At 67.7% G+C, this 23,368-nt stretch carries 23 protein-coding genes; 14 read left to right on the forward strand and 9 right to left on the reverse strand.

Going from position 1 to position 23,368, the window contains the following annotated elements:
• A complete protein-coding gene (locus tag Aple_RS07295) occupies window positions 1-723 on the forward strand; it encodes a response regulator transcription factor (protein ID WP_155343718.1) in 723 nt (240 codons plus the stop codon).
• Window positions 720-2,078: a sensor histidine kinase gene (locus Aple_RS07300; RefSeq protein WP_155343719.1), complete on the forward strand. Its 1,359-nt coding sequence runs from the start codon at window positions 720-722 to the stop codon at window positions 2,076-2,078. Before Aple_RS07295 ends, Aple_RS07300 begins: the two co-directional genes overlap by 4 nt.
• Here Aple_RS07300 and Aple_RS07305 read toward each other — a convergent pair.
• Both Aple_RS07305 and Aple_RS07310 read right to left on the reverse strand, forming a co-directional pair.
• Window positions 2,047-3,252, reverse strand: coding sequence for a hypothetical protein (locus Aple_RS07305; protein ID WP_155343720.1), 1,206 nt, complete (start codon window positions 3,250-3,252; stop codon window positions 2,047-2,049). The two genes, Aple_RS07300 and Aple_RS07305, sit on opposite strands and share 32 nt — an antisense overlap.
• Window positions 3,253-3,277: 25 nt before the next feature.
• On the reverse strand, window positions 3,278-5,380 hold the full coding sequence (locus Aple_RS07310; RefSeq protein WP_170321328.1) for an acetate--CoA ligase family protein: 2,103 nt from the start codon (window positions 5,378-5,380) through the stop codon (window positions 3,278-3,280).
• Window positions 5,381-5,475: 95 nt separating this feature from the next.
• On the opposite strand from Aple_RS07310, the gene Aple_RS07315 reads away from it, so the two are divergent.
• Together Aple_RS07315 and Aple_RS07320 are read left to right on the forward strand one after the other, a co-directional pair.
• Window positions 5,476-6,111: a TetR/AcrR family transcriptional regulator gene (locus Aple_RS07315; RefSeq protein ID WP_155343722.1), complete on the forward strand. Its 636-nt coding sequence runs from the start codon at window positions 5,476-5,478 to the stop codon at window positions 6,109-6,111.
• A 236-nt stretch (window positions 6,112-6,347) separates the two neighbouring features.
• Entirely contained in the window at window positions 6,348-7,019 is a 672-nt protein-coding gene (locus Aple_RS07320; RefSeq protein ID WP_155343723.1) for a cytochrome b/b6 domain-containing protein, read from the forward strand.
• A gap of 210 nt (window positions 7,020-7,229) precedes the next feature.
• Here the strand turns inward: Aple_RS07320 and Aple_RS07325 are convergent, their stop codons facing one another.
• Window positions 7,230-7,781: a YciI family protein gene (locus Aple_RS07325; protein WP_155343724.1), complete on the reverse strand. Its 552-nt coding sequence runs from the start codon at window positions 7,779-7,781 to the stop codon at window positions 7,230-7,232.
• 101 nt (window positions 7,782-7,882) lie between these two features.
• Here Aple_RS07325 and Aple_RS55470 point away from each other — a divergent pair, with 101 nt between their 5' ends.
• The 5 genes from Aple_RS55470 to Aple_RS07350 all read left to right on the forward strand — a co-directional run bounded on the left by Aple_RS55470 (window position 7,883) and on the right by Aple_RS07350 (window position 12,369).
• Window positions 7,883-8,014 (forward strand): hypothetical protein, encoded by a 132-nt coding sequence (locus Aple_RS55470; protein ID WP_281361530.1) that lies wholly within the window; start codon window positions 7,883-7,885, stop codon window positions 8,012-8,014.
• Window positions 8,015-8,206: 192 nt separating this feature from the next.
• Window positions 8,207-9,370 (forward strand): acyl-CoA dehydrogenase family protein, encoded by a 1,164-nt coding sequence (locus Aple_RS07335; protein WP_155343725.1) that lies wholly within the window; start codon window positions 8,207-8,209, stop codon window positions 9,368-9,370.
• Window positions 9,371-9,437: 67 nt separating this feature from the next.
• Complete coding sequence (locus Aple_RS07340; RefSeq protein WP_246264220.1) at window positions 9,438-9,980, forward strand: RNA polymerase sigma factor; 543 nt, start codon at window positions 9,438-9,440, stop codon at window positions 9,978-9,980.
• Window positions 9,977-10,900 (forward strand): hypothetical protein, encoded by a 924-nt coding sequence (locus Aple_RS07345; RefSeq protein WP_155343727.1) that lies wholly within the window; start codon window positions 9,977-9,979, stop codon window positions 10,898-10,900. Before Aple_RS07340 ends, Aple_RS07345 begins: the two co-directional genes overlap by 4 nt.
• A gap of 125 nt (window positions 10,901-11,025) precedes the next feature.
• Window positions 11,026-12,369: a hypothetical protein gene (locus tag Aple_RS07350; RefSeq protein WP_155343728.1), complete on the forward strand. Its 1,344-nt coding sequence runs from the start codon at window positions 11,026-11,028 to the stop codon at window positions 12,367-12,369.
• Between the two features lie 68 nt (window positions 12,370-12,437).
• On the opposite strand, the gene Aple_RS07355 is transcribed toward Aple_RS07350, so the two are convergent.
• Window positions 12,438-13,013 carry a peroxiredoxin-like family protein gene (locus Aple_RS07355; RefSeq protein WP_155343729.1) on the reverse strand — a complete coding sequence of 192 codons (576 nt, stop codon included), beginning with the start codon at window positions 13,011-13,013 and terminating at the stop codon, window positions 12,438-12,440.
• Window positions 13,014-13,085: 72 nt separating this feature from the next.
• On the opposite strand from Aple_RS07355, the gene Aple_RS07360 reads away from it, so the two are divergent.
• Together Aple_RS07360 and Aple_RS07365 are read left to right on the forward strand one after the other, a co-directional pair.
• Entirely contained in the window at window positions 13,086-13,709 is a 624-nt protein-coding gene (locus tag Aple_RS07360) for a TetR/AcrR family transcriptional regulator (protein WP_155343730.1), read from the forward strand.
• A 615-nt stretch (window positions 13,710-14,324) separates the two neighbouring features.
• Entirely contained in the window at window positions 14,325-14,819 is a 495-nt protein-coding gene (locus tag Aple_RS07365) for a hypothetical protein (RefSeq protein ID WP_155343731.1), read from the forward strand.
• Window positions 14,820-14,877: 58 nt separating this feature from the next.
• Here Aple_RS07365 and Aple_RS55475 read toward each other — a convergent pair whose 3' ends face one another.
• Window positions 14,878-15,012 (reverse strand): hypothetical protein, encoded by a 135-nt coding sequence (locus Aple_RS55475; protein ID WP_281361531.1) that lies wholly within the window; start codon window positions 15,010-15,012, stop codon window positions 14,878-14,880.
• Between the two features lie 413 nt (window positions 15,013-15,425).
• The gene (locus tag Aple_RS07370) at window positions 15,426-15,818 is read right to left on the reverse strand and encodes a hypothetical protein (protein WP_155343732.1); all 393 of its coding nucleotides are present in this window, start codon (window positions 15,816-15,818) and stop codon (window positions 15,426-15,428) included.
• 203 nt (window positions 15,819-16,021) lie between these two features.
• Here Aple_RS07370 and Aple_RS07375 point away from each other — a divergent pair, with 203 nt between their 5' ends.
• On the forward strand, window positions 16,022-16,507 hold the full coding sequence (locus Aple_RS07375; protein WP_155343733.1) for a hypothetical protein: 486 nt from the start codon (window positions 16,022-16,024) through the stop codon (window positions 16,505-16,507).
• Between the two features lie 746 nt (window positions 16,508-17,253).
• Here Aple_RS07375 and Aple_RS07380 read toward each other — a convergent pair.
• From Aple_RS07380 to Aple_RS07390, 3 genes are all read right to left on the reverse strand, one after another.
• The gene (locus tag Aple_RS07380) at window positions 17,254-18,081 is read right to left on the reverse strand and encodes an ABC transporter permease (protein WP_155343734.1); all 828 of its coding nucleotides are present in this window, start codon (window positions 18,079-18,081) and stop codon (window positions 17,254-17,256) included.
• 120 nt (window positions 18,082-18,201) lie between these two features.
• The gene (locus tag Aple_RS07385; protein WP_155343735.1) at window positions 18,202-19,134 is read right to left on the reverse strand and encodes an ABC transporter permease; all 933 of its coding nucleotides are present in this window, start codon (window positions 19,132-19,134) and stop codon (window positions 18,202-18,204) included.
• 151 nt (window positions 19,135-19,285) lie between these two features.
• Window positions 19,286-20,482 (reverse strand): polyamine ABC transporter substrate-binding protein, encoded by a 1,197-nt coding sequence (locus Aple_RS07390; protein ID WP_170321329.1) that lies wholly within the window; start codon window positions 20,480-20,482, stop codon window positions 19,286-19,288.
• A gap of 142 nt (window positions 20,483-20,624) precedes the next feature.
• Here Aple_RS07390 and Aple_RS07395 point away from each other — a divergent pair, with 142 nt between their 5' ends.
• Together Aple_RS07395 and Aple_RS07400 are read left to right on the forward strand one after the other, a co-directional pair.
• Window positions 20,625-22,247, forward strand: a complete 1,623-nt coding sequence (locus tag Aple_RS07395) for a phytoene desaturase family protein (protein ID WP_218038171.1) — start codon at window positions 20,625-20,627, stop codon at window positions 22,245-22,247.
• Window positions 22,244-23,368, forward strand: coding sequence for an aromatic ring-hydroxylating oxygenase subunit alpha (locus Aple_RS07400; RefSeq protein ID WP_155343737.1), 1,125 nt, complete (start codon window positions 22,244-22,246; stop codon window positions 23,366-23,368). Before Aple_RS07395 ends, Aple_RS07400 begins: the two co-directional genes overlap by 4 nt.

Consider the following 23,368-nt stretch of genomic DNA (forward strand, 5'->3'; position numbering starts at 1 on the left):
ATGCACTCTCGCTACCTTGGGAGCGTGAGTGAGGACACCGCACGGCTGCTGGTCGTTGATGATGAGCCCGCGCTGCGGCAGGCGTTGCGGAGCAGCCTGGAGTTCGAGGGTTACCAGGTCGTCACCGTGGCCGACGGGCAGACCGCGCTGGGGGAGCTGGCGCGGGAGCCGTACGACGCGGTGCTGCTGGACGTCATGATGCCGCGCATGGACGGGCTGACCGCCTGCCGCAGGCTCCGCCACGGCGGGAACCACGTGCCCGTGCTGATGCTCACCGCCAGGGACGCGGTCGGGGATCGGGTCTCGGGGCTGGACGCGGGCGCCGACGACTACCTGGTCAAACCGTTCGAGCTGGACGAGCTGTTCGCCCGGGTCCGGGCCTTGTTGCGCCGCAGCGCGCTGTCGGCTCCGGTGAGCGGGTCCGTGCTGGTCTTCGACGGGCTGCGGATGGACACCGCCAGCCGCGAGGTCACCCGGGACGGCCGCCGCCTCGATCTGACCAGGACCGAATATCTGCTGCTCGAGCTCTTCCTCGCCCATCCGCGCCAGGTTCTCACCCGGGAGCAGATCCTCAGCCAGGTGTGGGGGTTCGACTTCGAGCCGTCCTCCAACTCCCTCGACGTGTACGTGATGTACCTGCGCCGCAAGACCGAGGCGGGCGAGCTGCCGCGGTTGATCCACACCGTGCGCGGGGTGGGGTACGTGCTCCGGGCCACCCCGTGAGCTTGCGCGGGCGGCTGACCCTGCTCATCGCGGTCGCCGTCGCGGTCGCCATCGCCGTCTGCGCCGGAGCCAGCTGGCTGGTCGTGCATGATTTACTGCGCCGCCAGATCATCGAGTCGATCGAACGGCCGGTCCCCGCCGATCAGGTGCAATGGGCGCTGGAGGCGTGCGGTCACAGCCTGGGCGGCGCGCCCAAATGGGATCCCTCCGGGCGTGGCTGGCAGGTCATCCGGGCCGACGGCCGGGTCTGCTCGGGCGGGTACGGGCAGGTCACGCCCACCGCCGCGGAGCTGGCGCTGGTGTCGGGCGGGGAGCCGATCACCCGCAGTGCGGTCACCGACGACGGCACGCCCGTGCTCGTCTTCACCTCGCAGTGCCGCTCGCACCCCGGTGCCGCGGTCAGCACGTTTCGCTCGGTTGAGGACATGGACGCCGGTCTGCGGGTCCTTGGCGCGGTCCTCACCGTCGTCTCCGCCGTCGGGGTGCTCGGGGCCGCCCTGGCCGGGCTCTGGCTGGCCCGTACCGCTCTGCGGCCCGTCGGGCGGTTGACCAGCGCGGTCGAGCACATCGCTCGGACTGATGACCTGGCGGTGCGGATTCCGGTCGAGGGTACTGACGAGATCGCTCGCCTGAGCACGTCGTTCAACACCATGACGACCGCGCTGTCCAGTTCGCGGGATCGGCAGCGGCAGCTGATCGCGGACGCTGGGCATGAGCTGCGCACGCCGCTGACCAGCTTGCGGACCAACATCGACCTGCTGCTGCGGAGCGAGAACACCGGGCGGCCGCTCGATCCCGAGGCCAAGCGGCTGCTGCTGGTGAGCGTGAAGGAGCAGTTCGAGGAGATGTCCAGCCTGATCGGCGACCTGCTTGAGCTGTCCAGGAACGCCGAGACCGGGGAGCTTTCCACGGATGTGGAGTTCCATGAGGTGGTCGCGGCGGCGGTGGAGCGGGCCCGGCGGCGTGGGCCTGGGCTGCGGTTCGAGGTGGATCTGCGGCCGTGGCGGGTGCATGGGGACGCGCGGGGGCTCGCGCGGGCGGCGGTGAACGTGCTCGACAACGCGGTGAAGTTCAGCCCGCCTGGGGGGACGGTGACCGTTCGGCTGCGTGACGGGGAACTGACCGTGGCCGATGAAGGGCCGGGGATTCCGGCGGATGAGCTTCCGCATGTGTTCGACCGGTTCTGGCGGTCGCCGTCGGCGCGGAGCTTGCCGGGGTCGGGGCTTGGGCTCGCGATCGTGGCGCAGGCGGTCAGGGACGCGGGCGGCGAGGTGACGCTGACCTCGCCGCCGGGGGGTGGGACTCGGGCCACGATTCGGCTGGCTACACGGCCGGTTGTGCGTGGCGGAGGGTGATCAGGCCGGGGATGGTGACGCGGGCCAGTTCGCGGCCGGTGCCGGCGTCGAGGTGGACTGCTCCGTCGGGTATGCCCATCCAGAGGGTGCCCGCCGGGCCCAGGGCGAGGCCGCGCGGGGTGCCGGGGGTGGGGCCCGCACGGCGTACCTCACGGTCGACGACGGTGAAGAGCGTTCCGCCGGCCGCCAGGTGGACGGCGTCGGAGGCCGCCACGGCGAAAGCCGGGCCGGTGGACTTGGGGATGGCCTGTTCGGTGGTGTTCGTCAGGTCGGGGGCTTCGGCGTGGATGGCTCGGCCGCTCGCGGTGTCGAAGACGTGCAAGGCCGAGTCGGAGACCGTGATGGCGTGGCCTTCCGCCGGGCCGTGGCCGAAGGGCTCCGGGAGGTCCAGGCAGTAGGCCCAGTGTTCGGTCAGGCTGAGTACGTGCACGAAGGCGTGTACGCCGGTGGAGCGGCCCGCGACCAGGTCGCGGGTGTGCAGGTGATCGGGCTGGTGGGTGTAGAGCGTGTAGAGGCGGTCGCCGAGCGGGGACGGAACGCCCAGGCGGCCGTCGCCGCGCATGATCTCTTCCGCGCCGGCGGGGACGACCTGTTTTGTCCTGGTGAGGACCGGGCTGACGGAGCCGTCGGTCAGGTTGAGCATGCGGACGCGGTAGCCCTCGGGAGCGTCCGCCGGAAGGTAGTCGACGACGAACAGGAAGCCGTCGTCGTTGGAGAAGGCGTCCGGTTCGTAGTTGCCTTTCAGTGTGTACGTCTTCGCGGGCCATTCGCCGGTTGGGTCGGCGATGACCAGGCGGGTCTGGGTTCGGCCGGGTGCGTCGTAGGGGTTGGAGGGTGATGGGTCGGCGAGGACGACGCGGCGGCCCGAGTTTGAGACGGTTCTGACGGTCGTAGCCTCGGGTGGCGTTGTTCTGGCCAGTTCGCGGCCGGTTGTGCCGTCCAGGGTGAGCAGGTGGCGGCCGGAGAGGGTGTACAGGTGGTTCCATCTCGGGTCGGCGATGGTGGCCGCCGCGAGGGACAGGCCGGTGCCGGTGTTGATCACGGACAGGCCGGATTTCGTGTCCGCGTAGAGCAGCTGCCCGGGTGTGGTGGTCGTGCGCGGGGCTTCGGGGGCTCCGCAGGCTCCGATCAGGGCGACTCCGCCGCAGATGCCCAGGAAATCGCGTCGTCTCATGTCCTGCTTACACCGGTGCGGCGGGTTAGGTTCCGCGGCGGATGACGGCGTCGACCACGGTCACGCCGTCGGGGCGGACGAAGACGGGATTGAGTTCGACGAGGTCCAGTCCTTCGTCCAGCGCCATCGCGCCCACCGTCGCGGCGGTCTCGGCCAGCGCCCGGATGTCGCCCGGGGGACGTCCCCTGCCGCCGACCAGCAGGGGAGCCGCCCGCAACCGGCGCACCGCTTGCTCCACCCGATCCGCGTCGGCGGGAAGCGGTATCAGCACCACATCATCAAAGATCTCCACCCATACCCCGCCGAGAGCCACCACCAGCACGGGCACGACCCCATCCCGCCGCACCGCGATCAAAACCTCAACTCCCGGCGCCACCATCTCCTCGACGAGTACGACCCCGCCCAGCCCGTCAACCCTCGTGTACGCCTCCCGGACTGCGTCCCCCTCCACCCCCAACACAAGCGCCGAAATATCCGACTTGTGCTGGATAAATGGCGAACTGGCCTTCAGCGCCACCGGCCCGCCCAACTCACCGGCAACCCTCAAGGCGTCATCCACATCCCGCACCACCCGCCCACGAGGAACAGCCAACCCACGCCCAACAAGCATCTCCTTCGCCTCATGCTCAGCCACCCATCCGGAAACAACGCTTGGACTCTCGGCTGAAGGCTTTGGTCCGCTCATGATGGCCGCGATGGAGCGAAGCCTCGTGGCGTCCGGGGGCGGTACGGTGAGTGCGCCCGCGCACAGGATGCCTTCACTGAGCCCGGCCACGGCGACGATGCCATGCGCGGCCAGCCGTTCGGCGGTCTCCTCCGGCATCAGCTCAGGCAGCGTTGAAGCGACGATAACCGGCTGATCCAATCGGGAGGCAGCCAGGATCACGCCATCCAGCGCACCGTCCCAGCTCTCCGCCGCGTCCTCGCTCATCCGGGCAGGACGGTCGTAGTAGACCAGAACGGGGCCGATGGCATCATCCCGTGCGCCGACCGTGATGAGATCGGCCGTCCGTTCGGTCTCCCCGAAAATCACCGCCGTATAGTCCAACGGATTCCCCGCCGTCGCAGTCGTCGGCAACACCTCCCCGAGCGCTTCCACAGTCGCCGCCCCCAACTGCGGCAACCACACCCCTAAACGCTCCGCTTCGTCGGCAGCTGTCGCGGCATCCCCACCGGAACACGTCACCACAAGAACCCCGACATTGGTTGCAGTCGTGGCATCCACGGGTGTGGTGGGGGAGACGTGGGGGCGGCGAGGAGTGGCTAAGGTTTTGGCGAGTTCTAGGAGTTCGTGGGGGTTGTGGGCCCAGGCGCCGCCGGCTTCTTCGATCAAGGCGCGGAGAACGCGGGAGTCGCCCGCTATCGAACCTGTGTGGGCTGCGGCGGCTGAGGCGCCGAGGGGGCTGGCGCCTGCTTTGAGGACTGCGATGCGGATGTCGTGGTCGGCGCAGTCGGCGAGGGCGGTGGCCAGGCGGTGGCCGTCGCCTTCGTCTTCCAGGTAGAGGGCCACGGAACGGACGCCGTCCAGCCGGGCCAGGGCCGTCAGGTAGTCGGCGGCGTCGAGGACGGCCTGGTTGCCGCAGGAGACAACCGTGTGCAGGCCGAGCGCCCGGGTGCTGAGCAGGGCGTTGACGGCGACGTTGCCGCTCTGCGAGATCAGCGCGACGGGGCCGGGGCGTCGGGCGGTGTAGGCGTCGCCCCAGAGGGGGGCCCGATTCACCACGGACACGATGCCGTTGCCGTTGGGTCCGCAGATGGGCAGGCGATGCAGCCGGGCCTGCCTGGCGAGCTCGTCCTGAAGCGGGCGGCCCTCGGCGATCTCCGCGAACCCGGCGGCCAGCACGACGGCTCCGCCGCAGCCGTACGCCCCCGCCTCCGCCACCAGCGCGGGCACACTCGCCGCCGGAGTGGCGATGACCAGCGCGTCCGGAGCCAGCGGCAGATCAGAGATGCGAGGTACGCACGGCACCCCGTGCACCTCGTCCGCCGTCGGGTGCACGCCGAAGATCGGACCAGGGAATCCCGCGCTCACCAGGTTGGCCACGGCCTGGTTTCCGTACGAGCCGGGGCGGGTGGAGGCGCCGACCACGGCGACGGATCTGGGAGCGAGCAGCCGGGCGGGTTTCACCCTTTCTACACTGGTTGGTTGACCAGTCAACCGTCAAGGCTAGGGTTGTATCCACGCGCCCGTGTGCCGCCGATCGCTGCGGTAGTCTTGGCGGCGTGCGCAGTGCGGAGGGCGCCCGGAGTAGCCGGGCCGATCAGGCTGATCAGCGCCGGGCCGAACTGCTGGACGCCGCCCGGCGTGTCGTGCTGGAGCGAGGCCTGGCGAGCACCAGGGTCGCCGACATCGCGAAGGCCACCAACGTCAGCGGTGGGTTGATCCACTACCATTTCGCCACCAAAGACGATCTCATCACCGCGATGCTCCGAGCCACCTCGGAAACCGAGGTCAAACGCCTCCGCGAGATCATAAGCGGCCCCGGCACGGCCGTGCAGCGCCTCGATCGGGTGCTGCGCTACTACATTCCCAGCTCCCGCTCCGACCAGAGCTGGATCCTCTGGCTGGACGCCTGGGCCCTCGGCGTCCGCGAGCCGCACGTCCGCGAGATCCTGCTCGAACTCGAAGGCGGCTGGATCGAGATCCTCGCCGAGGTCATCTCCGAAGGCGTCGACAAGGGCGAGTTCGTCTGCGACGACCCCATGGGCGCGGCCGAACGCCTCGACGGCATGCTCGACGGCCTGGTCGTCCGCTACACGCTGCACTCCGGCGCGATGTCCCGCAAACGCCTCCTCGAACACGCCCGCATCGCCGCCACCCACGAGGTCGGCATCCCCCGCTCCGCCTTCCCAGCCTGAACCGCGGCGGCTCGTCCACCCCGCCCCGCCGTTAGGTCGTGTTTCAGAAGTGACGGCCGTCGTCTGCTGGGAGGACCTCGAACCGGGGACCTTGGCCACAGCCGTTGTGGAGTAGGCGGCAGCTCATCAATGGGATTCGGTGGCGGATCGGGGTGGGACCGGCGCGGTTCCCCTACCGCAACGGAAGACCTTCGGCGGCTGGGGAACCCCAGCTCGCGCCGGGCTGTAGAAGGGGCATGAGGTATGTGCAGCGCTATGGCAGGGCGGCGCGCTGGTTCCACGCCCTGGTATACACGGTGGTCCTCGTCCTTCTCACGACCGGCTGGTGGTTCATTGTCGACCGGTATCGGCACCCCCTGCCGGGCCCGGACGGACTCCACGAAACCACCGGTCTCCTACTGATCGGCGCCACCCTCGCATACGGCATCGCGCGTGCCCGCGCAGTCGCCGCGTTCCTGGGCGAGTCGATCGAGTATCGGCGCGGAGACGGACGCTGGCTGGCCGCCTGGCCCCGAGCCACGCTCACCGGACGGTTCCCTTACCACGACGGCCGCTATGACCCCGGCCAGCGACTCGCCAACGTCGTCATGGTGAGCACGCTGACCCTGATCGCCCTGAGCGGGCTCGGCATGCTGTACCTGCCCGCCGGAGCGGTGAGCTTGCTCGCCGCCGATGTCCACCGATGGGCGACGTTCGTGCTCACACCGGTCATCGTCGGCCACATCGTCGTGGCCGCCGGGGTGCTGCCCGGCTACCAAGGGGTCTGGCGATCGATCCATCTCGGGGGCAGGCTGCCGCGGGCGGTCGCGCACCGCATCTGGCCCGGCTGGCTCGACCACTATGAACGGGCTACGAGCGGGCGCGACGGGACGTCATCTGCCCGACGGCGCCGAGGAGACACAGCCTAGACTCGCGCAGCGCATCTGGCCCCCGCCGATCTAGCACACCCTTCTGAGGACGCCATACAGGCGTCTCCCGCACCGGCGCCAAGAACGGTGGCGGCAGTCTGTTGGGTGCTCTAAGGACGAGCGTTCGCTGCGGCGCCGTTCAGCGGCAGGTTGCTGCGCCGGTGATCGGTCAATCTTCCTGTCGTCAGGTACGACCAGCACGTCCCCGGGTCATGACGGCCGTCCGCCGAACTGCCAGTTGTGCACCTCGATGTCGGCGTACCGGTCCGGGGTCAAGATGGCGCGTGCCGTGTCCGTGTCCGGCGCCCGGACCAGCGCCGCCGTACCCAGCCAGGTGGCGCCGTTGTCGGACAGCAGCGGCCCGTACGCAATAAGTTCGTCCCGGTCGGCCGGCAGGGTGAGGTCGGCGGCCTGCCCTGAACCGAGGCCGAGCACCAGATAGCGGTCCCCCTCAGTCGGGCCGCCAGAGAAGTCCCACATGGTGCGCCCCAACGTGTTGCGCCACCGGCGTAGCAGCACGTCCCGGTACACGCCGGCCTGGTAGTTGGGCTCGTCGAAGGCGAACGCGCGGGCGGCGGCGGGGTCGGGCAGGTCGACGATATGCACGCTGCCGGTAGGCAGGTCGCGGTCGCCGGTGAGGGTCGGGCCGCGGGCGATCATCTCCGTCGCGTACCGGTCCATGTAGGACCAGTGCTCTTCCAGCAACTTGTCGCGCAACGCCATCGAGCCGGGCCGGTCGCGGTGGTAGCAGAAGAACTCCATGGCCCCATTATCTCGATCATCATGCCTGATCCTGATCAAGCCGGTGCGGAGCGATGGCGTTTGTCGCCGGGTTTGGAATGATGCGTCGGCGTAGAGCTTGGGTGTCCCAGGAACGTCGCCTTCACACGACGTGGCTCCCGCGCACCGCCGCCGACGAGTCGAGCACCGGACCCGCCAGCTTCATCATCGTGGATCCCGATGGCAACCCGATCCTCTTCGACCAGCACGTGTGACCCGTCACCTCACGACTGACAAGCTGAGCAAGCTTGCGTCCGCGGCAGTTCCTGTCGGCACAAGCCCACCGATCGGGGAGGTGTTCGTCGCCGGGAGATCTCGACGTCCACATGCTCTTCTACTGAGCACGCTTGACATGGCCTCACCTTCCCTATTTGACTGGGTGACCAATCAGTTAAAGGGAGCCCGGTATGTCGCTGGTTCGGCTGACGGCGGAGCAGGTTGAGTTGCGGGAGCGGGCCAGGGCGTTCGTGGACGACGTCCTCATTCCGCGTGAGGAAGCCGCCGAGCGGGCCGGAGGGCGGCTGCCCGAGCAAGACGTTCAAGAGATCATGAAGGCGGCGGTGGCGGCTCGGCTCAACGGGGGGCGGCACGCGCCCGAGCATGGCGGTCAAGGGTGGTCCGCCGTCGATTATGTGCTGGTTCATGAGCAGTTTGGGCGGAACACCAATGGTCTGTGGTGGTGGGTCCCGGATGCGTACAACGTGCTGGCGGCTGGAACCCCCGAGCAGGTCGATCGTTACCTGCGTCCCGCGCTGAAGGGCGACGCCTGGATTTCCTATGCCGTCACCGAAGAGCACGCGGGTTCCGACCCCTCCGGTATCGCCACGACCGCCGTACCAGACGGGGACGAATGGATCCTGAATGGTGAGAAATGGTTCGTGACCAGTGGGGATGTGGCCGCGGCGCACATCGTGGTGGCGGTGGTCGAGGGGCATGGGCCCACGCTGTTCATCGTCGACGCCGATACCGAGGGTGTGGAGTTCGTGGATGAGCCGTTGTTCACCCATACCTTCCCGCATGGGCATCCGACTGTGCGGCTGACCGATGTGCGGGTGCCGGGGGACGCGGTGCTCGGCGGGCTCGGGCAGGCGGACGCGCTGCAGCAGAGCTGGTTCGTGGAGGAACGTCTGGGTATCGCCGTGCACTGTGTCGCGGCCATGGGTCGGCTGCTGGAGGAGGCGGTCGCCTGGGCTGGGACTCGTGAGCAAGGGGGAGCCCGGCTGATCGACCATCAGGGGGTCGCCTTCCCGCTGGCCGACTCGGCAGCCGACGCCACCGCCGCTCGGCTGCTCGTGTACGAGGTGGCCGCCCTGGCCGACTCCGGCGCGGACCGGAAGATCGTGCACGCCAAGGCGTCCGTGGCCAAGCTCTTCGCCAGCGAGGCCGCCTACCGGTGCGCTGACCGGGCGGTGCAGACCTTTGGGGGGCGGGGATATATCCGTACCAATGTGGCGGAGCGGTTCCTGCGTGAGCTCCGGGTGGACCGGATCTGGGAGGGGACCAGCGAGATCCAGCGGCTCATCATCAGCCGTTCGCTGGAACGCCGAGGCGTCCGGCAGGTGATCGCATAAAGCCTGAAACACTCGTGCTCTTCCGGACATGTGTAGGAATGAAGTGTCACCTCCGGAAGGGTGCGATGTGGGCCTCAGGCAGCGGTTCGAGGAGCTCTACCTCGCGCATTATCCGGATTTACTGGCCTACGTCCGCCGCCGTACGGACTCGCCGGACGACGCGGCCGACGCGATCGCGGAGACCTTCACCACCGCATGGCGGCGGATCGACGAACTCCCGGCCGGGCCGCAGGCCCGCCTTTGGTTGTACGGCGTCGCCCGCCGCGTCCTGGCCAACCAGCGCCGGGGCGAATCCCGCCGGTCGGCCCTCGCGCTCCGCCTCCGCGAGGAGTTGACGGTCTGGGACGAGGGCACACCCATCACCGACCAGGACACCGTGCGCGCCGCGTTCGGCCGGCTGAGCCCCGACGACCGCGAACTCCTGTCGCTGGTCAGCTGGGAGGGCCTGACCGCCCCCGAGATCGCGACCGTGTTCGGCTGCTCCCACGGCGCGGTCCGAATCCGCCTTCACCGCGCCAGAAAACGACTGGCCAGAGAGCTCGACTCCGCCGGTCTCGATCTATCCAGGTACGGCTCCCGCGCCGTGAAGCTCGCGGAGGGCCAGTCATGACACGCGGAATCGACCACCTTGTCGCCGGTCTCGCCCGCGATCCAGGCCCTGGCCTGACCCCCGGGAGCCGCGAACTCCTCGACGAGATCACCCGGCTTCCAGCCGCCGTGCCCGCAGTCCGGACTCCGGCCGCCGCACCCCCTACCCGGCTTCCGACCCTCGTGCACGCAGCCCAGATTCCGGCCATCGTGCCCGCCACCCGGATACGCAAGCGGCGGATGTGGGCGCTGCTGCCCGCCAGTTTCGCGGTGGTCCTGGCCTGGGCGCTGACCGCGCCCGCGCAGGCGGCCCTTGACATCAGGCGCGAGGGCGACTTCTTCATGGTCGTGGTCAAGAACCCGCACGCGGACCCCCGCGTCTACAGCTCCGAACTGCGTTCCGTGGGACTGCCGATCCGCATCGTCACCGAACCCGTGTCGCCCAGCCGCGTCGGCACCTTCACCACCGCCCCCGACCCGGTCCCGGACGCCACGTCCAGCAGCACCCCGACCGGGGACAACTCGGATCTACCGTGGCAGGGGGATCCAGGCCCGATTTCCGGGATCGAGCCTCTGGAGTCGTGCGCCGCTCACCAGCCCTGCGTGCTGGGCGTCCGGATCCTCGCCACGGCAACCGCCCAGACCGTGATCAGGCTCGGTCGTCCCGCGCGGCCCGGCGAGATCTACCGATCCACCGCCCGGCTGGACATGCCCGGCGAGCTGCTGCATTGCGTCCCATTCGTCAACCGGACGGTGTCAGAGGTCCGCTCGCTGGTCGCGCGGAAGGGCATAGGGACCGTGAAATGGGTGTACCGGGCGGGCAACAGGGAGCTGAACCCGCCGCCGGCCTCCTGGTTCGTACACGAGGGCTGGCCGTATTCGGCCGACACGGTGCTGTTCTACGTCGGCCCAACTAAAACCGAGGCCGTCGACACCTGCTGATCTGAGGCCCTCCGCCGGACCAACCCCGTCCTAGACCGTCTGATCTGAGGTCCTTCGCCGGATCGACCCATCCCAGGCCGTCGACTCCTGCTGACCTGCCCCTTTCGCCAAGGACTGATTTCGCCATGCTCACCGAGGTTCGCTTCGCGCTGCCCGAAAACGCCCGGCCATCCCGCCATCGGCTGTTCATCGCCGTCCTGGTGACCGCCACCGCCCTCCGCGTGATCACCATGCTCGGCTACCCACCCGCCCAGCTGTACTGGTACGACTCGTTCACCTACCTGGACACCGCGCACAACTTACGCCCATCCGCCACCTTCCACCCGGTCGGCTACCCGCTGTTCCTCCGGCTGCTCGCGCCCTTCCACAGCGTGACCGTGGTGGCGGCCGTCCAGCACGTGCTCGGCCTGGCCACCGGTTTGATCATCTACCTGTCCCTGCGCCGTCATCGCCTGCCCGCCTGGGCCGCCACCCTCGCCGCCGTCCCACTCCTGTTCGACGCCTCGTTCCTCCGCCTGGAACACGCCGTACTCTCCGACACGCTGTTCATCTTCCTGATCGTCGCCGCACTCGCGCTCGTGGACCGGACACCCCTCGCCGCGGGCCTGCTGCTCGCGCTCGCGGGCCTGACCCGCACGGTGGCGGTCCCGCTGATCCTGCTGGTCCTGATCTTCCTTCTGGTACGCCGCCACTGGCGCCCCGCCCTCACCTTCGCCCTGACAGGAATCCTCCCGCTACTCCTGTACGCCACCTGGTACCAAACCCACCACGGCCACTTCGCCCTGAGCGGCGCCGACGGCGTGGCCCTCTGGGCCAGAACGATGACCTTCGCCGACTGCCGGGTGATCGACCCCCCACCCGACGAGGCCCGGCTCTGCCCCACCGAAGCCGTCCAGGACGCCGCGTCCGAATACGTCTGGGACCCCGCCGCAGCCATCAACCGCCTCCCCGGCGGCCGCTTCACCCACAACACCCTCGCCCGAAATTTCGCGATAAGAGCCATCAAAGCCCAGCCCTTCGACTACCTCCGCGAGGTACTCAAAGACACCGCGATCACCTTCGCCTGGACCCCCATCCCGCACCCCGCCCGCGTCACCCCCGCCTTCGGCTTCGCCCAAGGCACCCAGACCCTCCCGAACCAGCCCCTCATCGCCCAAGCTCACCACAACTACTCCGACATCAAGGGCATCCAAAGCGTCGAGCCATACGCGAGCTTCCTGATCGCCTACCAATACCCGGCATACCTGCGCGGCCCGATGATCGCGATGATCCTTCTCGCAGGGGCGTACGCCGCACTAAGACGCCCACATCTCGCGGCCCTGCCCTTCATCACGGCGACATACCTGCTCCTGGCCCCGATCGCCGTCCTCGACTTCGACCACCGCTACGTCCTGCCGATGATCCCGGTCGCCTGCTGGGCCGCAGCGCTCGCGTTCAGGCCGAAGGACGCCCCCGCCAGAAAGTCCTGAACCGCCCGTTTGGCCCGCACGGCACCCCCCATCACCTGGGGGATTGCCTTGTAGAACGTCAGGAGCTGTCACTTCGGCGCATGGGACGCCAGGATGAGCAGCTCGTCGACGGACCATTGGTCGTAGGCGTGCTCGCCGTACTTGGCGGCGAGGACGTGGCCGTCGCGGCCGATCAGGAAATCGGCGGGAAGGCCGAATCGGCCGCCGTGCGGCCGGGCAGCCGGTGCGCGATCGCGGCCGCGGAGGATCCCCCATGCGCTCAGTGCGATCCCGCGGACGATCGCTCCCCACACGCGTGGGTCGAGCACCGCGCGGGCCGCCGACTCCACGCCGAACTCGACGTACAACCGTTTGCCGGGATCAGCGATCACGGGAAACGGCAGGTGCGCCGTGTGCTCGACCAGCTCTTCGGCGGGTGAGTGGAAGACGACGACCTCGCGGACTCCGGCCGCCTCGATCTCTTCATGCCGCCGCACCACGGAACGAAGATGCAGGTTGCAGACCGGGCAGCCCGCGAATCGGCGGAACTGCAGATGGATCAGCCGCTCGCGGTCGGGGATGGCGATCGGCTGGCCGGTGACCGCGGTCAGCTCGCGGGCGGTGAGCACGGCCCCGTGCTTCACCGCGGTTCGGGTCGCACCCATCGGACAGCCCTTCTATAGGCGTACGGCATACGCCTACGACGGTAAAGCGTATGCCGTACACTGTCAATCGCCATGCCGCGCCCGCGTTCGCTCACTCCCGCCCAGCTGGCCTCGGCCGCTCTCCACGTGATCGACCACGACGGACTCGCCGGACTCTCGATGCGCGCGGTCGCCCAGCAGGTCGGCATGAGCACGATGGCGCTCTACCGATACGTCGACGATCGGGACGAACTCGAACAGCACGTCATCGACCTCGTCCTCGGCGCCGTCGACACCAACCCTCCCGCCCCGGACACGCCTTGGCCCGAGCGGATCGAGATCATGGCCAATCGGGTCCGCGACATTGTGGGCGCCCACCCCGGGGTCGTCCCGCTGATCATCGCCCACCGCCACCGATCCACTCGCCTGCTGCGCTGGTCGGAGACAGTCGTCGGCATCCTCACCGACGCAGGCCTGAACGGTCGCGACCGCGTCATCGGCCTGCGCTGCCTGCTCGCCTACATCGTCGGCGCGATCCAACTCGAACACCTCGGCCCACTGGCAGGCCCAGGCACCCAGGCGATCGCCGACCTCCCCCCAACCGAGTTCCCCTACATGTCCGAAACCGCAGGCCACGCCCGCACCGTCAACGCCGACGAGGAGTTCCGCGGAGGCCTGGCCAACCTGCTCCGAGGCATGACATCTGAATTGCCCTGAACGACCTCAGTGGGATTAGCACCCTCGACACCGCTGCGCGCACAGCGCTGCAATCCGAGCTATGGGATCGGCAAGCCGCCCCAGCGGAAGGCGTCACGCGGGGCCGGGCCACGCGCGATGGGCTGTGGGGGGTGGTGCGGGCAACCCGGCCATGTTCGGCCAGACCAGCAGGTGGAGGTCTATCTCGGTTTCGGCGGCCAGGACAGCGTGGCGGCCGGGCCGTTGCTGGCCGCGATCGCTCGGTGTCGGAGACGCCGATGGTCGCACCGTTCAGGTAGCCAAGACGACGGGCGCTCTTGTAGCTGAGCAGCCACGACGAGCCGATTGCGCCCTCGCCGGTGAAGCTGGACTTGATGCTGATGAGCTCTTCTGCCTTGATGGACGAGGCCGAAGCGGCGAAGGTCTTTCCGTACGCCCACTTGGGGGTCTTGCCGGTGGAGGGAGGACGCAGCCCATGAAACGCGTCCTCTGCTCCTTGCTCGTGACCGCGTCGCTTCCTCCCCTCACCGCTTGCGGTGCGGTAGTGAGAGGCGCGGTCAAACGCCAGGAAGCCCTGTATGGCTGGGTGACCGCCGCAGCTCGCGAGTATTGGAACTGCTTAGAAAGGAACTGCTGGTGGTCGAATCCATGAGAGGAGAACACGCCGTAAGGTCACTCGCACTCGTGGGCGGCATGTTTCTCCTAGCGGGCTGCATCCCGGGGATCTTTCTAAGAACGGAACGGGTCGATCCCGGCGTTTTGAGCGACGTGCGAGGCATCGGGAAGGTAGTCGCCCGGACAACGACGGAGTACACCTGGGAGGGGCTCACCACCATCACCGACGTCCTGGTCCTCGACGTCGGTGGCGTGACTGGGAAACAGGCTGTTCCCAGAGCGAGTGAACGCCTGGTAGCGCGTGGGTGGACGATTAATATCGATCGGCTCCCGGAGTCCGTGGCGATGGATTCGCCCGAGCCGGAGAACGCGCTGGTGTACATCGAAGGAATAGCGGCCTCTGAGTCACATAACGCGGCCGACTCTAAGGTGCTCAAGATGATCCAGGACCTTCGGACGCGGCCCAACCCCGATGGCCTTGTGGTCGTGGAAGCCGAGCCTTATGAAATGGAATAATCGGCATTTGAGCCGGTGTTTCCATCGGGTTTTTTCATGTTTTCGACATGGTAACTGGTTAGGTCGCGCTACGGCTGCCTATCTCAGCGTGCATCTCGACGGCGAGATCGGCGCGCAGGCTCGGTCCTACCTCGGCGGTGTCGCCTCCGGTCGCGCACAGGCGGCCGACGAACTCGATGAGATCTCGGATCAAGAGTCAAATGTAACCGGTTCGCAGTTACATTTGCCTAGGATCCGGTTACCTTTGCCTGCAATCTGGTTACATTTGCTGAGGATCTTGGACCCTGAACCCATCGGAGTCGTCCCTGATGGCGTCAGAACAAGGCCCTTTCCTCCCAGGGCTTTGGTGCCCGTGCGGCGGCGGAGGCCAGCCGGGCCAGGCTGCGGGCCAGGGCGAAGCCAACCAGGAGGAGTGTGGCCAGGGCGTCTAGACCAGGGTCGGTCTTCGGCGCTTTACTCGAAGGTCTGGATCATTTGGTCAGGGGTCAGGTGCGTGCCGTGCTCGAACTCGGCGGTGAACGCCCTGTTCCCCAGGGTTTCACGTAACGCCGTGGTGATGCGGTTCACGTCGCCTCGTTCGGCTGCTGGCAGGGGAGCGCCGACCGACTAGCGCAGCGTGGCGGCGGTGCCCAGCAGGCGGGCCGCGTGTGGTGCGTCCGCGGTGGTGAGTGCCCCGGCTATGGCCTCGAAGGCGAGGGCCACGGCGCGGGGGTCAGCGATCGCGCGGGCCGAGGCCAGGCCGTCCAGGTGCAGCTTCAGAGCGGTTTGAGGGTCGCCGCGCTGTTCGGCGGCGAAGCCCAGCTCGGCCAGAACCAGGGCCAGGCCGGACTCGCCTGCCGCCCCGCGTCGTCGTGCGCGCCCAGCGTCAGGTCGAGCGCGCGCCGGGCCTCGGCCAGGCGGCCGCGTAGGAGCCAGTACCAGGTGAGCGCGTTGACGAGCCGGGCCGCGCTGTCGGCCAGCCGGACCGCCGTGTCGAGGGCGGCGCGCAGGTTGGCCCATTCGCGGTCGAGGCGTGCAGTCGTTCCAGGTCGTCGGCGTCGGCGAACAGCAGGTCGTCCTTGTCGGCGAAGTAGCTGAAGAAGGTCCGTCGGCGATCGTGGCCTTGTCGTAGCCGCGTTCGGTGAACAGCCGTAGCGCTTCGTCGATTAAGTTCTGGAGGTGAAGCTGTGAGTAGGTCGCTGGCTGAGGATGGGAGTCTCTGAATGCGGGTCCGTCCTCATATCGCCGTCCCGGTTCTTTTGATTGCGGTGGCCCTGACCGGACTGGGCGCGTGGATATCGCATCGGGCCCCCGTTCGCGTGGACGACTCCGTGCGGGAGGAGATTGCGTACGGTGGTGAGGTCTTGGCCGTGGCCGAGGAGCTGACGAATGCGAGCAGTCCGCTCTTCGAATACGAGTATATCGCCATGGACAGAAAGCAGGTGGACGTCGGTGCCGCAATCGATCAGCAAGTGGAGAAAATGCGATCCTCCGGCTGGAGCGGCGAGCCGATAGGCCAAGGAGAAGGGTATCATCTGGTCTCTGACCGGCGACAAACCATCGCCATGGTCGAACCTCTCGAGCCCTTCTTGCGGCAATGGGGAACTGGGCCGTCGATCTTCCCCGAGCAGCGAGCAGCACTCCTGATCGCAGAGAAGGTCGATGATCCGTCGAAACTCGTCCTTGTGACGCTGCGCCACGTCGGCTGAACCAGATCGTTGAACACTCATCGTCCTTCGGAAGGAGGCGGGTATGGTTTACCCGGCCATTCGACGAGAGCGGACATTCTTCAAGGCGCGCTCTTGCCGGCTTCTCTCTGCTGCCGCTGTCCTAGCCTGCCTGCTCACGGGATGCGGTCAACGATCCGCCGATGTCGCACAAGCAAAACAGGCCGCTGATTCCATCGACAGTCTGGCCTTGACCGAAGCTGATTTCGGGCCAGAATTGGTAGGCCTATTCCGAGGTGTCTCGCCCTCCGGCAGTGCCGAATTACCCCTGCCACGCTATCTGGGGGCGGATGCCTATAGGTCTCGGGCTTGGGGAGATACGAAGAACGTCCCTCTGCTGTATGAGGAGATTTTTGAATTCTCGGACACCGATCTCGCGCGGGCCGAGTTCGGTGCGGCGCCTAATGGCCGGAACTATCATCTAGTAGATGGCTATCGCGCGTATAGTCAAGGCGAAATTGACCTCTCCGCCGTCGATTATAACGTATTCTGTGCGTCGAGGAGGAGTTTGTCCTCATTCGAATCCCAATGTTCGGGATGGGGCTTCAGGGGGAGATATGGGAGATATATAGTCGATCTTGTCCTGAGGGAGAGCAGGTTCGAGTCCGTTGGTTCGGTCACCCGCTTCGGGCGAAGAATGTTCTTCGAGTTGGTCGAGGCAGTGGACGCAAAAGGAGGGGGCGTCTCATGAGAACAGATATCGCTATTAGTGTCCCTAAGGGCATCCGTTAGAACGAGGCCATTTCTTCCAGGGCTTTGGTGCCCGCCCTGCGGCGCAGGACCAGCCAGGCGAGGATGAGGGCCAGGGCTGAGCCGGCCAGGAGGACGGTGGCCAGGGCGTTGAGGGCGGGGGTGGGGGCGTTTCGGACTGCTGTGTAGAGCTTTATGGGGACGGTGGCGGTGGAGGCGTCGGGGGAGAGGAAGGAGGAGATGACGAAGTCGTCCATGGAGGAGGCGAAGACGATCATGGCGCTGGCGAAGATGGCGGGGGAGAGGAGGGGGAGGAGGATCAGGCGGAGGGCTTGGAGGCGGTTGCAGCCTAGGTCGCGGGCGGCGTCTTCGTAGTCGGCGCCGATGGAGGCCAGGCGGGAGCGGACGATCACGACGACGTACGAGACCGAGAAGGTGACGTGGCCGAGGACCTGGGCGGGGAGGCCTAGTGGGACGAAGAGGTAGAGGTTGGTGAAGACCAGGTAGAGGGCGCTGCCCATGACGATTTCGGGGGTGGCCAGGGGGAGGAGCATGAGGCCGTTGGCGGCGCGGCTGGTGCGGCCTTTCCAGCGGGACAGGCCGAGTGCCATCGCCACGCCCAGTGGGGTCGCGATCAGGGTGGTGAGGACGGCCAGGATCAGGGTGTTCGTCAGTGCCAGGCGGAGGGAGGGGTCTTCGGCCACCGAGCCGGTTCCGCCGACGTACCACTGGGTGGAGAAGCCCTGCCAGGCGCTGCGGGACTTGCCGTCGTTGAAGGAGAACTGGATCGCGATCAGCACCGGCACCAGCGACCACACCACATACGCCCAGGTGAGCGTGGCCAGGAAGATGGGACGCCGTCTCATGCGCTGACCTCCTCGGCCCGCCGCGAGGTCACCAGGAAGGTAGGACGGCGTTTCATGCGCTGACCTCCTCGGCCCGCCGCGAGGCCACCGGGTAGTACGCCAGGAAGGTAGGGCGGCGGTTCATGCGGTTGCCTCCTCGGCGCGTCGGGACGCCACCAGGTAGTAGGCCATGAGGACCATCAGCAGCGCTGACATGAGCAGCACCAGGGATGCGCCGAGTTCCTTGCGGTTGCCGCCGAGTAGGTAGAGTTCGATCTGGTTGGCGACCATCGTGGTCTTGGGGGAGCCGGATACCAGCGTGTTCGTGTAGTAATCGCCGAACATGGGGAGCGCGGTGATCGCCCCTGCTGTCATCAGGCCGGAGCGGGACAAGGGCAGCGTGACATGCCAGAACGCCCGGCGGCCCGAACAGCCCAGGTCCCGGGCCGCCTCCAGCAGGCGTTCGTCGATTCGGTCCAGCGACGAGAACAACGGCACGATGAAAAACGGGATATATCCATAAACGAGGGCGAGGACCACGGTCACCGGATTGCCTGACAGCCAGCGCACGGGCTCGTCCACCAGGCGGGTGAGTAGCAGCAGGTCGTTGACGTAGCCGTCGTCCTGCAGCAGGTTCAGCCAGGCCAGCATCCGGGTGATGTAGTTGACCCACCACGGCGCCAGGATCAGCGCCAGCAGGAGCCCGCGCCGCCGCCCGGCATGCCTGGCCAGGTAGTACGCCACAGGATACCCCACCAGCACGCAGATCGCCAGCGCCAGCAGCACGTAGAGCAGGGTGCGCAGGAACACCGGCCGCAGATTCCCGGAGATCGACTGCGAAAGGATCTCGCCGAACGCCGTGAAGTCCCAGTAGCGCGGGTCCCACTCCGGCACCGGCGCGTTGAACACCGGATCGGTGTATCCAAAGGCCACGGCGGCGACCGCGTAGAACGGGACCGCGAACAGGGCGAGGATCCACAGCGTGCCGGGGGCGGCCAGGGCTGCCCACAGTCCGTTTCGTGCCGCTGTCCTGCGTCGCGGGACACGACGCGGAGGCCCAGGCTCCGGGGTCATGTCAGTGGACCAGTCATCGCCAGCGCGGCGACAGCGGCCGGCCGTCGGGGAACGGCGACAGCGGCCGGCCGTCGGGGAACAGGGTCCTGGACATGGCGCCGACCCCTGTGAACGTTCATCGAGGCGCTGCCCGCGCGCAGCCCGCGACGGGTCACTGGCCTGCCTTGAACTTGGCCCACGAGTCGTTCCAGAGCGCCTCCGCGGCCGGGGTGATCTGGAAGATCTGCTGGCTGCGCGCGTACACGTCCGGGGTGACGATCGCGCTCTTCAGCTGCTCGGTGACGAACTCGTCGGTGACCATCTTCTCGGGGGTGATCGCGGTCAGCGCGGGCTGGTAGCCGGTGTAGGAGAAGTTCTCCTGGCCGACGCCGTTGTCCAGCAGGTGGTTGAGGAGCATGTGGGCGAGGACCGGCTTGGTGGCCGTGCGGGGGATGGCCATGGAGTCGGTGCCGACCACGCCGGTGGTGTCGCCGGGGTACCAGTAGCCGAGGACGTCGGCCTCGACCCCCTTCGGCAGGTACGACTGCGCGTTGATCATGTCGCCGGACCAGCAGTGGTGCACGGTGGCCTGGCCCTCGGGGACGTACTGGTAGGCGACGATGCCCAGCTTGATGTTCATCAGGTCGACCAGCTCGGTCAGCCAGGTCCCGGCCTGCGCGATCTTGGCGGGATCCTCGGTGTTGATCTCGAGGGACCCGTTCTTCAGCATGGCCAGAGCCAGCGCCTCCCGCGGATCGTCGATCAGATACGCCTTGCCCTTGTACGCCGGATTCCACAGCAGGTCATACCCGGTCACGTCCTTGACCTTGTCGGCCCGATACCCGATTCCGGTCGTGTACGCGTTGTACGGCACCGAATACCGCGCGCCCTCGTCATAGAACGGACTCTGCAACTGCGGCCAGGCGTTGCCTAGATTCCCGAGATACGTCTTGTTCAACGGCAGCAGCAGCTTGCCCACCGCCGCCTTGCCGATCACGTCGGGCGTGGGGAACCACACGTCGAAGGAGGCTCCGGCCGTACGCAGCTTGGCGATCGCCTCCTCCTGCGTGATGAAGGTGGTGATCTCCACCTCGACCCCGTGCTCCTTACCGAACTTTTTCACTACATCAGGGGAGATGTACTCGGCGTAGTTGAGTAACTTCAGGGTGCCACCCGTCTCCGGCGACAGGCCGTTGGCGATCATCGGCACATCGTCGTGCAGGGGGAGCGCGGCCGGGGAGTCGGTTCGGCTGAGTGGCACCGCGGAGGCGGCGGAGGGTCTTCTCGGCCGCTCGGATCCGCACGCGGCGGTCACGCTCGCGAGTGCGCTGACCAGCAGGAACTTGCGTCTATCTATCGAGGGGGGCATGGCGGTCTCTCTTCTGGAACCCAAATCACCTCTTGCCAGACTGACTGGTTGCCCAGTTAGTCTGTCGCTGAGGACCAAAGGCCACAAGGCTTGCGGACACAAGTTTTCCGGGTCGTAACGCCGCGCAGAAGGGGTTCTCGCAGTGGACCTGAAGCCGACCGACCTCAAACAGACATACGACGCAATCATCGTTGGCGGCGGGCACAACGGGCTCGTCGTCGCCGCGTACCTCGCTCGCGCGGGCCTCGACCCCCTCGTCCTCGAGGCTCGCCCCGTCACCGGCGGCGCCGCCACCACCGAGACCCCCTGGGGCCCCGACTTCAAGGTGACCGCGCTCTCGTACGTGATGAGCCTGATGCCCCCCACGATCCTCAACGACCTGCGCCTGCACGAACACGGCTACCAGGTCATCCCGATGGGCCCGAGTTTCGTCGCGTTCCCCGACGGCAGATCCCTGCTCACCGAGACCGGCGACCCCGCCCACGAGCACGCCCAGCTGGCCGCCTTCAGCCCGAAGGACGCCGAGAACATGCCGAAATACGAGGCGTGGCTGCGCGGCATCGGCGACGTGCTCTCCCCGCTCCTGATGAAGACCCCGCCCAACGTCGGTTCCACCCGCCCGCGCGACCTGCTGGAGCAGCTCCGCCTGGCCTGGGGCATGCGCGGCCTGTCGACCAGGGGCGCCGCCGACGCGGTCCGCCTGTTCACCATGTCGGTCTCCGACCTGCTCGACGAGTGGTTCGAGTCGCCCGAGGTGAAGGGCATGATGGCGATCAACGGCGTGATCGGCACCTGGGCCGGACCGGCCGAGCCCGGCACCGCCTACGTGATGATGCACCACACGATCGGCGACGTCGGCGACGGCAAGATGGGCAGCTGGGGTTACCCGGTCGGCGGCATGGGCGCGGTCAGCGCCGCGATCCGCAGCTCGGCGGAGGCTTTCGGCGCGACCGTGCTCACCGACGCGCCAGTGGCCCGCATCTTGGTAAAGAACGGACGCGTCACCGGCGTCGCCCTCCGCGACGGCCGCGAATTCCAGGCCGGTACGGTCGTCGCCGCCACCCACCCGAGAATCACCTTCCTGGACCAGCTGGACCGAACACACCTCCCGGACGATTTCGTCGCCGACATCGGACGATGGCGCTCCCGCAGCGGCGTTGTCAAGATCAACGTCGCCCTCTCCGAACTCCCGAAATTTACGGCAAATCCGGACCTGACCGAGGAGCAGCTCAGCGGTTCCGTCGAGCTCTGCCACTCCATCGAATACGTCGAGCAGGCCTTCCAGGACGCCCGCGCGGGACGCGCCGCCACCGCCCCATTCTCCGACAGCGTGATCCCCTCCACCCTCGACCGCACGCTCTGCCCCGACGGCACCCACATCATGTCGATGTTCACCCAATGGGTCCCGCACACCTGGGCGGACGAACCGCACACCGAGGAGCTCGACGCCTACGCCGACCGCGTCATCGAGGGCTACGACCAGCTCGCCCCCGGCTTCAAAGCCTCCGTACTGCACCGCCAGGTCATCGGCCCGCACCAGATGGCCGAAGAGTACGGCCTGGTCGGCGGCAACATCTTCCACGGCGAGCTCTCCCCAGACCAGCTCTTCCACCTGCGGCCCGCCCCCGGCTTCGCCGACTACACGACCCCGGTGAAGGGCCTCTACCAGTGCTCCTCGGCCACCCACGGCGGCGGCGGGGTGACCGGCATCGCCGGATATCTGTGCGGAAAACGCGTTCTCAAGGACAGGAAGTGGTGGCGATGACGCCGGCCCCGTTGGACCTCGATGCCGTCCGGGCGTGCCTGGAGCCGCCGGGGATGATGTTGCCGCGGGAGGCGTACACCAGCGACGAGGTCCTGGCCTGGGAGCGGCGCGTCGTCTTCGGCGGCGGCTGGGTGTGCGCGGGCCGGGCCACCACGCTCGCGCCGCGATCCCGGATGGCCGTGGCGGTCGGCGACGACTCGGTGCTGCTGGTCCGGGACGGTGACGGCACGCTGCGCGGCTTCTACAACGTCTGCCGCCACCGCGGCCACGAGCTGCTGCCCTGCGGTTCCAGCGCCACCGGCCGGTTCATCGCCTGCCCGTACCACAACTGGGTCTACGACCTGCGCGGCGACCTGCACAAGGTCCCCCGGGCCGAACCGCCCAAGCTCGGCCTGGTTCCGGTGCCGGTGATCGAATGGCATGGGTTCGTGTTCGTGAACGCCTCCGGCGACGCGCCGCCCATCGGGGAGTATCTGGCCGGTCTCGAGGAGATCGTCGCCCCCTACGGCATGGCGGGCCTGGAGGTCGCCGCCTCGCACGACTACGAGCTGGACGCCAACTGGAAGCTGGCCGTCGAGAACTACCACGAGTGTTACCACTGCCCGGCCATCCACCCCGAGCTGTGCCGGGTCTCCCCGCCGGACAGCGGCGACAACTACCGCCCGGAGGGCCTGTGGGCCGGGGGCAGGATGGACCTGGTCGACGGCGCGCAGACCATGTCCATGGACGGCTCCTCGGGAGCCGGGCCGCTGCCGGGGATCACCGGCGAGCGGCTGCGCATCGTGGAATACGTGCAGCTGTTCCCGAACCTGCTGCTCAGCATGCACCCCGACTACGTCATGACCCACGTGCTCGAACCGGTCAGCGGCGGCCGGACGAAGGTCACCTGCCAGTGGCTGTTCCCGCCGGGCACCACCGAGGTCGCCTACGCCGTGGATTTCTGGGACGTCACCAACCGCCAGGACTGGTCGGCCTGCGAGGGCGTGCAGCGCGGCGTCACCTCGCGCGGCTACCTGCCGGGCCCGTTCACCGCGGACGAGGACGTCACCTACCAGTGGATCGCCACCATGGCGACCGCGTATCTCACGGGCCGAGCTCCGGCCCTTCCCGAGAGGATCTGA

The sequence above is a fragment of the Acrocarpospora pleiomorpha genome (assembly GCF_009687885.1).
In the GTDB taxonomy this organism is placed as follows: domain Bacteria; phylum Actinomycetota; class Actinomycetes; order Streptosporangiales; family Streptosporangiaceae; genus Acrocarpospora; species Acrocarpospora pleiomorpha.